Origin of the sequence: Massilia horti (assembly GCF_004614195.1) — a bacterium.
Lineage (GTDB): Bacteria > Pseudomonadota > Gammaproteobacteria > Burkholderiales > Burkholderiaceae_D > Telluria > Telluria horti.
Map to the genome: position 1 here is coordinate 1 of NZ_SPUM01000001.1, position 12,386 is coordinate 12,386.

General features: G+C 65.2%; 9 protein-coding genes and 1 pseudogene. 9 read left to right on the forward strand and 1 reads right to left on the reverse strand.

Going from position 1 to position 12,386, the window contains the following annotated elements:
- Window positions 1-325: pseudogene (locus tag E4O92_RS00005) on the reverse strand (hypothetical protein); the annotation flags it as partial.
- Window positions 326-594: 269 nt separating this feature from the next.
- On the opposite strand from E4O92_RS00005, the gene E4O92_RS00010 reads away from it, so the two are divergent.
- From E4O92_RS00010 to E4O92_RS00050, 9 genes are all read left to right on the forward strand, one after another.
- Window positions 595-864, forward strand: coding sequence for a GlsB/YeaQ/YmgE family stress response membrane protein (locus E4O92_RS00010; RefSeq protein WP_135187687.1), 270 nt, complete (start codon window positions 595-597; stop codon window positions 862-864).
- A 233-nt stretch (window positions 865-1,097) separates the two neighbouring features.
- The gene (locus tag E4O92_RS00015) at window positions 1,098-3,257 is read left to right on the forward strand and encodes a S46 family peptidase (RefSeq protein ID WP_135187688.1); all 2,160 of its coding nucleotides are present in this window, start codon (window positions 1,098-1,100) and stop codon (window positions 3,255-3,257) included.
- A 494-nt stretch (window positions 3,258-3,751) separates the two neighbouring features.
- The gene (locus E4O92_RS00020; protein ID WP_167759652.1) at window positions 3,752-5,224 is read left to right on the forward strand and encodes a lipopolysaccharide biosynthesis protein; all 1,473 of its coding nucleotides are present in this window, start codon (window positions 3,752-3,754) and stop codon (window positions 5,222-5,224) included.
- Window positions 5,225-5,237: 13 nt separating this feature from the next.
- Window positions 5,238-6,410 carry a glycosyltransferase family 4 protein gene (locus E4O92_RS00025; RefSeq protein WP_135187690.1) on the forward strand — a complete coding sequence of 391 codons (1,173 nt, stop codon included), beginning with the start codon at window positions 5,238-5,240 and terminating at the stop codon, window positions 6,408-6,410.
- Complete coding sequence (locus E4O92_RS00030) at window positions 6,407-7,669, forward strand: glycosyltransferase (RefSeq protein WP_206076785.1); 1,263 nt, start codon at window positions 6,407-6,409, stop codon at window positions 7,667-7,669. Before E4O92_RS00025 ends, E4O92_RS00030 begins: the two co-directional genes overlap by 4 nt.
- A gap of 13 nt (window positions 7,670-7,682) precedes the next feature.
- Window positions 7,683-9,041 carry an O-antigen ligase family protein gene (locus tag E4O92_RS00035; RefSeq protein ID WP_135187691.1) on the forward strand — a complete coding sequence of 453 codons (1,359 nt, stop codon included), beginning with the start codon at window positions 7,683-7,685 and terminating at the stop codon, window positions 9,039-9,041.
- Between the two features lie 74 nt (window positions 9,042-9,115).
- Window positions 9,116-10,006 carry a glycosyltransferase family 2 protein gene (locus E4O92_RS00040; RefSeq protein WP_167759653.1) on the forward strand — a complete coding sequence of 297 codons (891 nt, stop codon included), beginning with the start codon at window positions 9,116-9,118 and terminating at the stop codon, window positions 10,004-10,006.
- A 13-nt stretch (window positions 10,007-10,019) separates the two neighbouring features.
- Window positions 10,020-11,129: a glycosyltransferase family 4 protein gene (locus tag E4O92_RS00045; protein ID WP_135187693.1), complete on the forward strand. Its 1,110-nt coding sequence runs from the start codon at window positions 10,020-10,022 to the stop codon at window positions 11,127-11,129.
- Between the two features lie 44 nt (window positions 11,130-11,173).
- Window positions 11,174-11,908 (forward strand): polysaccharide deacetylase family protein, encoded by a 735-nt coding sequence (locus E4O92_RS00050; RefSeq protein WP_135187694.1) that lies wholly within the window; start codon window positions 11,174-11,176, stop codon window positions 11,906-11,908.
- Window positions 11,909-12,386 lie beyond the last annotated feature (478 nt).

A 12,386-nucleotide genomic window follows, 5' to 3' on the forward strand; every position in this document is an offset into this window, starting at 1 on the left:
CCGCGGCCAGGGGGCCGGCCACCACCAGCCCGGAGCCCGGGATCACCAGGCTCGTGCCGACCGCGGCAATGCCGGCCAACACGGCGCCGAGCGTGCCGCCGATGCCCGCGCCGATGCCGGCGCCTTCCGCGGCCTTGCTGCCCAGCTCAGTTTCGGTATCGCCAAAATAGGTCTTGCGGGTGGTGTCGGACATCATCACGTTGACGTCGTCCATGCCGTAGCCGCGGGGTGCGAGCGCCTTGCAGGCGCGTTCGGCGCTGGCGCGATCCGGGAACAGGCCGGTGACCATGCGCGATTGGTTGTGCCTCGTGTCGTAGGTACTCATGATGATTCCTTTCAAGAGTCAGTGTGCGGGGTCGTTGCAACTCTGAAGGTGGTTGCCAGTTGTAAAACGATAAGCCCAGGCGGCGTGCTGCTCTGTTCGGTGACGCACCCAGTTCATGCGATGCCGCTCCACAACGAACGCGTGCCGTGTTTGGCCGTCTAACGTTCGTTGCCGCACCGACCATGGAGCGCCACCTCTCTAGACTTTTTCGCGTGGCCACGGCAATCAATTGGCCTGGAGTAGCCTTTTACTTTAAGGAGGAGGACAGCATGTTATTCATCATCTGGATCATCGTTGGTGGCATTCTCGGCTGGCTCGCCAGCATGGTCATGAAAACCGATGCGGAACAAGGCATGATTCTCAATGTCGTGGTCGGTATCGTCGGCGCCTTCCTGGGTGGCTGGCTGCTGTCGCCGCTATTTGGCACCGGCACCATCAACTCAAATGACTTCAGCATCTCCTCGCTGCTGGTGTCCTTCCTGGGGGCAATTATCCTGCTGGCCATCGTCAATCTGCTGCGGCGCGGCAGGGCGCGATAAGAGGTGGCCGCGCAATAAAAACCAACGCTTTATCGCGTTGGTTTTTTTCGCCTGGTTGCGCCCACGGGCCCCCTTCCATCGCCGGACTGATCAGTCCACCAAGTCGCCGCAAAACGGTAGCAAACAGATTATTCTGCCGAAATCGGTTGACGATTTACGCCTCGATTGTCGATACTGTCGCGTCTGTCCATCCGACGGGCACGCCCCTATTCCACAACGAGAGCCTAGACGCGATGAAAAAAACCCTCCTCTCGCTCGCCATCCTGACCAGCTTTGCCGCGCACGCGGACGAAGGCATGTGGATGCCGCAGCAGCTGCCACAAGTAGCCAAGCAACTGAAAGCCGCCGGCCTGAAGCTTGACCCGGCATCCCTGACCAAACTGACCGAATTCCCGATGGGCGCGGTGGTGAGCCTGGGTGGCTGTTCGGCGTCGTTCGTCTCGCCGCAGGGCCTGGTGGTGACCAACCACCACTGCGTCTACAGCAGCGTGGCCGCCAACTCGACCCCCGAGCGCGACCTGCTGGCCAACGGCTTCCTGGCGAAAACCATGGACGAAGAACTGCCGGCGGCGCCGGGCAGCCGCATCTTCGTGACCGAGCAGGTGACCAATGTCACGGACAAGATCATCACGCCGGAAGTGGCCAAGCTGTCCGGCAAGGCGCGCATCGACGCTATCGAGCGCAACCAGAAAGCGCTGGTAGCTGCCTGCGAGAAAGACGCCGGCTACCGCTGCACCGCGCCGAGCTACTACGGCGGCCTGGAGTTCTACCTCACCAAGCAGCTGGAAATCCGCGACGTGCGCCTGGTGCATGCGCCGCCGTCGGGCGTGGGCAAGTTTGGTGGCGACACCGACAACTGGATGTGGCCGCGCCACACGGGCGACTACGGTTTCTACCGCGCCTACGTGAGCCGCGACGGCAAGGCTGCCGAATTTTCGAAGGACAACGTTCCCTACGTGCCCAAGCACTACCTGAAGGTTGCGCAGCAAGGCGTGAAGGAAGGCGATTTCATCATGGTGGTCGGCTATCCTGGCCGCACCAACCGCCACCGCCTGCCGTCGGAAGTGGCGAACACCTTCGACTGGAACTACCCGGCCTTCGTGCAGGCCTCGGGCGAGGTGCTGTCGATTATCGAGCGCGTGACCAAGAACGACCCGGCTGCCAAGCTCAAGTACGCCAGCCAGATCGCCAGCGTGAACAACTACTACAAGAACCGCAAGGGCATGATCGCGAGCTACCAGGACAGCGACATCCTGGCGCGCAAGACGGCCGAGCATGACGCGCTCAAGGCCTGGGTCAACGCCAACCCGGCACGCAAGGCCGAGTTCGGCGGCAGCATCGAGCAGGTCGAAAAGCTGATCGCCCAGCGCGACGCCGAGACCCGCCGCGACTTCTACCTGAGCTACGCCACGCCGCGCTTCCTGAATTCGGCACGCACGCTGTACCGCCTGGCCAACGAGCAGGCCAAGCCGGACGCCGAACGCAAGCTCGGCTACCAGCAGCGCGACCTGCCGCGCCTGAACTCGGTCATCGGCGGACAGGACCGCACCTACGACGAAAAGGTCGACAAGGCGCTGGTGGCGCACTTCCTCGCCAAGTACCTGGCGCAGCCTGCCAGCGAACACCACCCGGCGTTCGATGCCGCACTCGGCATCCGGGCCGGCATGAGCGAAGCCGAACTGCAGGCGGCGCTCGACAAGCTGTATGCCGGTTCCAAGCTTGCCAACAAGGCAGAGCGCCTCGCCTGGATGAAGAAGTCGCCGGCAGAGTTCAAGGCCGGCGACGACAGCTTCATCCGCGCCGCCGTCGCCATGTACGACGAAAACATGAAGGAAGAGGCCGAGGAGGAAGAGCTGGGCGGCAAGATCCAGCAGGCTTACGCCAACTACATGAAGGCGAAGATTGCCTACATGAACAGCAAGGGCCAGGCCGTCTATCCGGACGCCAACAGCACGTTGCGCGTCACGTTCGGCAAGATCGCCGGCCGCGACTACGGCGCCGACGGCACCGGCTCCTGGACCGCGTTCACGACGGTCAAGGGCGTGGTCGCCAAGCACACCGGCGAAGGCGAGTTCAACGCGCCGGAACGCCAGCTGGCGGCGATCAAGGCCAAGGACTTCGGCAAGTACGTCGATCCGAAACTGAAGACGGTTCCGGTCAACTACCTGGCGACGCTGGACATCACCGGCGGCAACTCCGGCTCGGCCGCGCTGAACGCAAAGGGCGAGCTGATCGGCCTGGCGTTCGACGGCACGCTCGACTCGATCATTTCGGACTGGGACTTCAACAAGGCCAACACGCGTGACATCCAGGTGGACGTGCGTTACATCCTGTGGAACATGAAGCACGTCGACCACGCCGACAACCTGCTCAAGGAAATGAACGCCCTGTAATCACCAGGCGTCCAGTACCCAAGCCACGCCGCCTCCGGGCCGCGTGGCTTTTTCTTTGGCGGTGTCACCGCTAAGTGGGGGTTTCGTAGGGTGCGCACCTGCGCGCACGCGGTTCGCGAACGTAGTGCAGGGAAGCGGCCGCCGCAAGTCAGCATGCGGTGACCGCGTGCGCACAGGTGCGCACCCTACGACGGTAGTTCTTGCTCACCGATTTTATTTCCACTGCTCAGCTTTTCGGCGTCCGCCGATTACGCCACGCCGCCGCCGCATCAGGCTTTCGCCACCCCGGTTGATGGATATTAAGCAGGTTCATCTGACGATCCGTGACAATGACCGAGGGTGGATTGTCGATTCATCAATCTTTTCGGAAAATTTGCAACGGCTGGACTTGCCTGCCGCCCGTAAATTCCGCTGCCGGGCCCCACACCTGAACAACTAGCAAGGGCGAATGTTAAGGCGAGCAAATGATAGCTGGTGACCGCAAAGCGCCGCGCGTGAGATCTCCCAGGTTGGGCTGGCAAGCCCTCAAATGGAACTATCTCGGCAATTTCATGCGCAGCCTGTCGCAGTTTGTCATCGGCATCCTGCTGGCCCGTTTGCTCGGCCCGGAACCGTTCGGGATCATCGCGATCGCCTGGATGATGCTGGGAATCGGCAACCTGTTCGCCGACCTCGGTTTCGGCGCCGCCCTGGTGCAGCGCGAGCGCCTGTCCAACCTGGACCTGCGCTTCATCTTCACCTGCCAGATGGCATTCGCCAGCCTGCTGACCGTTTCCACCCTGGCCGCAGCACCGGCCATCGCGGCGTATTTCCACAAGCCGGATGGCGCGCCCGTGATCCAGGCGATGTCGCTGCTGTTCGTATTCCAGTGTCTTGGCGAAACGTCGGCCGCGGTGCTGCGCCGCTCGCTCAACTTCAAGGCCCTGCAGCAGGTCGCCATCGTGTCCTACCTGGCCGGCTACCTGTGCGCCGGCCTGCCGCTCGCCTGGTATGGCGCCGGCGTGTGGAGCCTGGTGGTGGCCCAGCTGCTGCAGTCCCTGCTCAATTCAGTGCTGCTGATCCGCCTCACCGCGGTTCCGCTGGCCCCGTGCTTGCGGCGCGATGCGCACGACATGCTCAGCTTCGGCCTGAAGGTCACGGCCGCCAACCTCTCCAGCTGGGGCATCAGCAACCTCGACGTATTTTGCATCGGCCGCGCGTTCGGGGTGGTGAACCTGGGCCTGTACAACCGCGCGCTCAACCTGATGAACGCACCCATGAGCGTGATCACGGCGGGCTTTCAGGGCGTGCTGTTTGCCGCCTGCAGCCGGGCCCAGTCCGACCGCCAGCAGGTCAAGCGCATCTATCTCGAAACCAATGCCGGCGTCGCCATGCTGTGCCTGCCGCTGTTCGCCACCGCGGCCGTGGTGCCGGACACGCTGATCCAGGCCGTCTACGGCAAGGCCTGGCAGTCATCGGTGCCGCTGGTCACGCCGCTGGCGCTGGCGGTGATGGTCAATGCCCTGCTGGCGATCAAGGGGCCGATCCTCATGGCGGGCAACCGCGTGGGGCTGGAGCTGAAGAACCAGCTGATCACCTTGCTGCTGTTCGTCCCCGCCCTGTTCCTCGCCGTGCAGGTCTCGCTGCAGGCCGTCGCCTGGGCGGTGTTCGGCACCTACGTGGTCCGCTGGCTGTTGCTGGCGATCGATACGCTGCGCGTGACGGGCGCCACGCTTGCCGAGTATGTCCGGACCTTCCGCGATCCCGTGCTGGTCGGCGTGCTGGTGGCCGCCGTGGCGGCGTCGACCGACGCCGTGCTCGCCTCGCTGGCGCCGCTGGCGCGGCTGGTGGCGGTGGCAGCTGCGTGCGGCCTGGCGCTGGCCGGCCTGCTGCGCCTCTTGGGCGGGCGCTTCCTGAAACAGAACCTGGCGACGCTGGTGGCGGTCGAGCGCCTGTCCAGCCCGCTGCGGCGCTTCCTCAACGTGTAAGCGGGAGAGCGCGTTGAAATACGAACTCATCATTGTGAGCCTGCTCGACGGCAAGGGCCCGACCGGCGTCGAAATGCATTTCAACCAGCTGATGCGCGAGGCGCGGGCCTGTGGCATCACGCCGCTGCTGGTGTCGCCCTACCCTGCCGGCAGGCTGTGGGCGCGGTGCGCACTCTGGCTCGCCCGCCATCTGCTGCGGCGCGAGTTCACCGAGCTCGTGGTGCGCTGGGTCAACAGCAAGGTGCTCGAGGCGAAGCTGTGCGCACTGCTGGAGGGCCGCAGCGGCGCGCGCGTGCCGGCCACGCTCTACGCCCAGGACCCCTTGAGCGCCAAGATCGCCCTGCGCATCAAGCGCCAGCACGACTGCCGTGTGGTCACGGTGGTGCATTACAACGTGTCCGAGGCGGACGAGCTGGTGATGCAGGGCGAGGCAAAACGAGGCGGTGCGCTGTGGCGTTTCGTCTCTTCCAACGAGCGCGAGGCGCTGCCCGAGGTCGACCAGATCATCTTCGTCTCGGAATTCATGCGCAACAAGGTGCTGCAACGCTTGCCGGTCGCCGCGCGCGTGCCCAATATCGTGCTGCCGAACTTCGCGCGCGCGCCGGCCAAAGCCGGTACCGCCGCACCGTCCCTGGCCGGCGACATGATCGCGATCGGCACGCTCGAACCGCGCAAGAACCAGGCCTTCCTGCTGCAGGTGCTGGCGCGCTGCAATGCGATGGGCTGGCCGTACACCCTGACCCTGGTCGGCGACGGCCCGGACCGGCCGCGGCTGGAGGCGCTGGCCCGGCAACTGGGGGTGGAACGGCAGGTCACCTTCGCCGGCTTTCGCGACAACGCGGCCGCGCTGATCCCGCAGCACCGCATCCTGGTGCACGCGGCGCGCGTCGAAAGCTTCGGCATCGTCCTGATCGAAGCGCTGGCGGCGGGCAGGCCGATACTGGCGCCCGCGGTGGGCGGCATCACCGAGATCTTCCGCCAGGGCGTGGAAGGATACTACTGGCCGCTCGACAATGTTTCGCAGGCCGCGAGCATCCTCGTCCAGACGCTGACCGACGCCCCGGCCTACCAGCGCCTGTCGCGCGCGGCCACGCTCCGTTACCACGACAGGTTCGACAGCCGGCGCCTGGCCGGGCAATGGTTGCAGACCATCCTGGATCGCCAGCCAGAACAGAGCCCAACATGACACGCGTGAGCATCCTGAGCATATCCGATAACGCGGGCGGCGCCAGCCGCGCCGCCTATCGGCTGTATCGTGCCTTGCGATCAAAACAGGTCAGCGCGCGGATGATGGTGCACGTCAAGAAGACAGACGACTGGACGGTCAGCGGGCCGTCGACCACGTTCGGGAAGGCCAGGAAGCTGCTGCGCTCCAAATTCGGCGCAGGTGTCATGCGCCTGCAGACCAGCCCCAACCTGAACATGCATTCGGTCAATCTGCTGCCGTCCAACCTGGCGGCCAGCCTGAACCGCAGCGATGCCGATGTCGTCAACCTGCACTGGGTCGCCGGCGAGATGATGTCGATCGAAGACCTGGGGCGTCTGAGGAAGCCGGTGATCTGGACGCTGCACGACATGTGGGCCTTCTGCGGCGCCGAGCACGTGACGGAAGACGGGCCGCAGGCGCGCTGGCGCACCGGCTACCGGCGCGAGAACCGGGCGCCGGACGCTGGTGGGCTGGACCTGGACCGCTACACCTGGCTGCGCAAGCAGCGCGCCTGGACCCGCGCCTTCCAGATCGTCACGCCCAGCCAGTGGCTCGCCAACTGCGTGCAGAGCAGCAGCCTGATGAAGGACTGGCCCGTATCCGTGATTCCCAACGTGCTCGACCTCACCGTCTTCAAGCCGCTGGACCAGGCCTGGTGCCGTCACGTGCTCAACCTGCCGGTCGACGGCAAGATCGTCCTGTTCGGCGCGCAGGGCGGCGCCCGCGACCAGAACAAGGGTTACGACCTGCTGGTGGAAGCGTTGACGATCCTGAACCAGCGCCGGATGCAGGCCAATTTGTCGTGCATGGTGCTGGGCCAGAGCGAACCGCAGCATGCGAGCGCGGTTCCCTATCCGGTGCGGTGGATGGGGCAGATCGGCGACGACTTCACGCTGGCCCTGTTGTACGGGGCCGCCGACGTCGTGATCATCCCGTCGCGCCGCGAGAACCTGCCGCAGTCCGGCACCGAAGCCCACGCCTGCGGCTGCCCGGTGGTCGCGTTCAACTGCACCGGCCTGCCGGACGTGGTCGAGCATGGCGTCACCGGCTACCTGGCCGAGCCTTACCGGCCGGAAGACCTGGCGCGCGGGATCGCCTGGGTACTCGAGGACCGGCGGCGCGCGCAAGCGCTGGGCGCGGCGGCCCGCGAGCGGGCCGAACGGCTGTGGTCGGCCGCCAGCGTGATCCCGGCCTACCTGGACGCCTACGCGGCGGCCAGAGCCGCCGGCGGCGGATGATCGGGGGCCGCGCATGACGCCCATCCTTCTCGCCCTGGTCGCCTCGCTGGCCGCGTGCGTCGTCCTGGCCTGGGCGGTCGGCTGGCTCGCGGCCAAGCCGCAGCACGTCGCCTGCCTGGTCTTCTGCCTGTGCCTGCTGGAGACGGCCAACGTCCCGCTCGCGTTCCAGCTCGGCATTTCGCTCTACCCGCAAGACCTGTTCTTCATCGTCCTGGCCATGTCGTGCCTGCTCAGGTTTGCGCTGGCCACCAGAGCGCGCAGCGTGCCGCTGGCCTGGTGGGTGATCGGCGCCGTGCAGTTGCTGTTGTTCGTGCTGGGCACGCGCCAGTTCGGCACCGCCGCCGGGGTCGACTGGCGCGGCCATTTCTACCTGTGGGTCTCGGTTGCGTATTTCTGCTCGGTCAACTGGACCGAGGCGACCATCGAGCGCGTCGCCAACAGCTGGATCGTGTTCGCCGCGCTGGTCTGCCTGATCGTGTATTACCGCTGGGCGCGTTCGGCGGTCGACCCCGGCTATGCGGCTCAAATCATGTCGCTCGATACCACCGGCGTGCGGTTCCGGGTGGTGAGCGCCGATGCGGCGCTGGTGATCGCCGTGGGGCTGCTGCTCCTGCTGTTCAAACTCATGGCGGGCAAGCTGCCACCGCTGCCGCGCCTGCTGCTGCCGTTCTTGCCGCTGACCATCCTGGTCCTGCAACATCGCTCGGTCTGGGCCAGCGTGGTGATCGGCACCGCCTGCCTGATCTGGCTGGACCGGCGCACGCACAAGCGCAAGCGCTCCGGCACCATCCTCGCGCTGACGCTGGTGCCCCTGGTGCTGTTCGTCGCCGCCGCGGGCGGCAGCAGCGTCATGTCCTCGATCAAGGGCTCGGCCGACCAGGCCATGAGCACCAAGGAAGGCACCATGGTGGCCCGGGTCGACAACTGGAGCGAGCTGATCGAGAAGTGGGCCGACTCGCACGATCCCATGGTCTATCTGGTCGGCAAGCCCTACGGCGGCGGCTACAACCCGATCCCGGTGGAAGACGGCACCGAATTCGACATGGTGCCGCACGACCTCCTGGTGCACATGCTGTACCGCGGCGGCTTGATAGGTGTGTGCGCCACGCTCTACCTGTTCTACCGCCTGTGGACCGGCGCGCTGCGCGCGGCCGGCGAGGGCCGCAAGCGCTGGGCCCCGGCTTTCGTCGCCATCCTGTCCGCCTTCTTCGCCTTCTACATTCCGTACTGGGCCACCTATGTCGACGGCATGCTGATCGGCATTGCGATCAGCTACCTGCGCGCCGCCGGGCGCACGCACACGCTCGCATTCGCCACGGGAAAGAACGACCAGGGCCCCGTCGGCCCCCACCCGTACCGCCGGCCGGCTTGAGGACAGTCATGAAGAGTTCCCTCCATTTACCTACCATGTCGGGGTCACTCCTTTCATCAGCCAGCGAGAACGAGATGGCCAGCTCCCCACCGCGCCGCGCGCCGAAGATCGCCGTTATCGTTACCTGCTTTAACCGCCGCCAGAAGACCGTCGCCAGCATCGACAGCATGTTGGCCCAGACCGCCCTGCCCGCGGTCGCGCTCGATTTCTTCATCACCGACGACGGCAGCACCGATGGCACGGCCGAGGCGATCCTGCAGCGCTGTCCGGGGGCGCGCGTGTTGCTGGGCAATGGCTCGCTGTTCTGGAACGGCGGCATGCGCTTGGCAATGGACGAGGCCTTCAAGGGCAACTACGATTTCTTCCTCTGGCTCAACGATGACACCTTCCTGTATCCGGACGCGCTGCAGACCATGCTGGACACGCATGCCAGTGCGGCGCGCCGTGCAGGCCGCGCCGGCATCGTGGTCGGCTCGACCCATGACGAACGCGGCCGGACCAGCTACGGCGGCGAACGGCAGCGCAGCCGGCTGCGCCCGCTCACCCTGGTCAAGCTCGATCCGCTGACCGAGATCCAGCGCTGCGACACCTTCAACGGCAACTGCGTGCTGGTCTCGCGCGAAGCGGCCGAGGTACTGGGCAACCTCGACGCCGGCTTCATCCATGCAATGGGGGACACCGATTACGGCTTTCGCGCGCGCAAGGCCGGCATCCCGATGTGGGTGATGCCTGCCTATGCGGGGCGCTGCGTGGACGATGCCAAGCTGGCCGGCAGCTTCCACGACCGCTCGCTGCCGCTCTCGCGCCGTTTGAAGGCGATGCTGTCGCCGAAAGGCCTGCCGTGGCGCGCCTGGCTGATCGTGTGCCGCCGCCACGCAGGCTACCTGTGGCCGCTCTACTGGATGTGGCCGTACCTGAAAGTGCTGGCCACCTCCTGCCACCTGGGACAACGCAAGCATCCCTAGCTCCTGCCATGACATGAAAATCGCCCTTGTCACCAACGGCCCGGCGCCCTACCGCATCCCCGCCCTGAACAGGCTGGCCGAGACGCCCGGCATCAGCCTGCACGTGATCTACTGCTGCAAGCGCGAACCGAACCGCGAATGGAACCTGCCGGACTCACGGTATACCAGCACCTATCTGCGCGAGCGCATCATCCGGTTCCGGGACACGTACATCCACAACAATCCGGACGTCGTCAAAGCCTTGAGGCAAGCCGCGCCTGACGTGATCATCACCACCGGGTTCAATCCCACGCACCTGTATGCCATCGGCTACGGGCTCTACCACGGGCTGCCGCACGTCGCCATGACCGACGGCACCTTCGACTCCGAACAGTGCCTGTCGGCGCTGCACCGCTGGATCCGGCGCTTCGTGTATGCCCGGTCGCAGGCGTTCATCTACGCCAGCCTGGGCGGCAAGCGCCTGTACGCCAGCTACGGCATTCCCGACGAGCGCTGTTTCGGCGCCTGCCTGTGCGTCGACAATTCAGCCTATTCGAGCATGCCGGACCAGGCGCGGCCGTTCGACCTGCTGTTCTGCGGGCGGATCGAAGCGGTGAAGAACCCGTTCTTCGCCCTCGATGTGGCAAGGCGCGTGGCGGGGCGTCTCGGCCGACCGGTGAGTATCCTGTTCGTCGGCACAGGCAGCCTGGAGCAACAGCTCAAGCAAAAGGCGTTGCTCTATCGCGACCAGGTACACGCGAGCTTCAACGGTTTCGCATCACAGGAGCAATTGCCTGGCTTGTACCAATCGGCGCGGCTGTTCCTGTTCCCCTCCACCTTCGACCCCTGGGGCGTGGTGGCGAACGAGGCGTGCGCCGCCGGCCTGCCGGTCCTGGTCTCGCCGCATGCCGGCGTCGCCGGCGAACTGGTGCTGGACGGGGAAAACGGCTTCGTGGCCGAGCTGGAGCCGAACTTGTGGACCGGCCATGTCTTGTCGCTGCTCACCGACCCGGCCAGGTACCAGCAATTCTCGGAACGCAGCCGCCAGGTGGTCAGCCGCTATACCTTCGACCATGCATCGCAGGGCATCCTGACAGCATGCCTTGCGGCCGTGAGCGGGGAGGCAGCGATACGGCCTGCCTGATCTCACCGTGGCGTATCCTAAAACTCATCCGGAGAGGAAAAGCGATGAATACCGTTTTTACTTGCTCCTTCGATGACGGGCATCCGTCCGACATGAAATTGGCCGGGCTGTTGGTCAAGTACGGCCTGAACGCGACATTTTTCATCCCGCACCGCAACCGGGAGGGCCTGCCCGTGATGTCCACCGGCCAATTGCGCGAACTCGCCCTTCAATTCGAGATCGGTTCGCATACCCTCGACCACTGTTACCTGCGCACTGTCGACAAGGACGAGGCCGTGCGGCAGATAACGGAAGGCAAAAAGAAGCTGGAAGACCAGCTGGGCGCAGCGGTCCACGGATTCTGCTATCCGGGCGGTTCGTATAACGCGCCGCATGCACAAATGGTAAAGGCGGCCGGCTTTGAATATGCGCGCACCACCGTTAATTTGCGTTTCGATGCCGGCGATCGCGATTATGAAATGCCAACCACGATCCAGTTTTATCCGCACCCGTCCTCGGTCTATTTGCGCAACTTTATTCGAGGGGGAAACTGGGATCGCCGCACCAATGGATTACGGCTGGCATTGCAATTCAAGGATTGGAATGAACGGCTCATTGCACTGTTTGACTACGCTTGCGAACAAAAGGCCCTGTTCCACCTGTGGGGGCATTCCTGGGAAATCGACGCCCTCGACGCCTGGCCGGTAATCGACCGTTTCCTCGCTCACGTGGCCGAACGCGTCGTGCGGCAAAACCGGCTGACCAATCGCCAACTGGCAGCCCGGACCTACTCCGCCTGATCGAAGTGCCGGGTTCGAGCGGCCCGGCCATCCCGCTCGCGCCGATGCCTGCCGGCATTAGGTGAGCGCTCACTCTGCGCCAGCTGTGGATCTTGCCCAGGAAGCTACGCCGCGCTTCGCAATCGGGCTCGGCGGTGCGATATCGCGCTCGAACGCGGTTCAACCCCAGCGCCACTCCGCTGAACCACGTCGCCCGCGGGCTCGGCGCCCCCTTGGCGGGGGCGATGCTGAGCCGGTTTAGCTCGCGGCCCTTGGGGGAAACAGTGCCGATGGGCTGTTCCCGCCCGGCTGCCGCCCAGGCCATGAAGTGCTTTCCGTGAGTGCCGGAAACGACCTGCCAGCAGTTGAAGTAAGTAAAGACTCACACGCCCCCCACCCCATGCTCAGGCTATAGCCGAGGTGCAAGCGCGCCACGGCCCGGAGCGTTCGCGCCTTGTATGGCCGCGGCCGCCCCCCTGCCGGCCCCACTGCCCCGCCC

Bases quoted from the DNA above. Each gene is read 5' to 3' on its own strand.
- E4O92_RS00035 (WP_135187691.1), top strand. From the start codon at position 7,683: ATGACGCCCATCCTTCTCGCCCTGGTCGCCTCGCTGGCCGCGTGCGTC.
- E4O92_RS00045 (WP_135187693.1), top strand. From the start codon at position 10,020: ATGAAAATCGCCCTTGTCACCAACGGCCCGGCGCCCTACCGCATCCCC.
- E4O92_RS00010 (WP_135187687.1), top strand. From the start codon at position 595: ATGTTATTCATCATCTGGATCATCGTTGGTGGCATTCTCGGCTGGCTC.
- E4O92_RS00030 (WP_206076785.1), top strand. From the start codon at position 6,407: ATGACACGCGTGAGCATCCTGAGCATATCCGATAACGCGGGCGGCGCC.
- E4O92_RS00050 (WP_135187694.1), top strand. From the start codon at position 11,174: ATGAATACCGTTTTTACTTGCTCCTTCGATGACGGGCATCCGTCCGAC.
- E4O92_RS00015 (WP_135187688.1), top strand. From the start codon at position 1,098: ATGAAAAAAACCCTCCTCTCGCTCGCCATCCTGACCAGCTTTGCCGCG.
- E4O92_RS00040 (WP_167759653.1), top strand. From the start codon at position 9,116: ATGGCCAGCTCCCCACCGCGCCGCGCGCCGAAGATCGCCGTTATCGTT.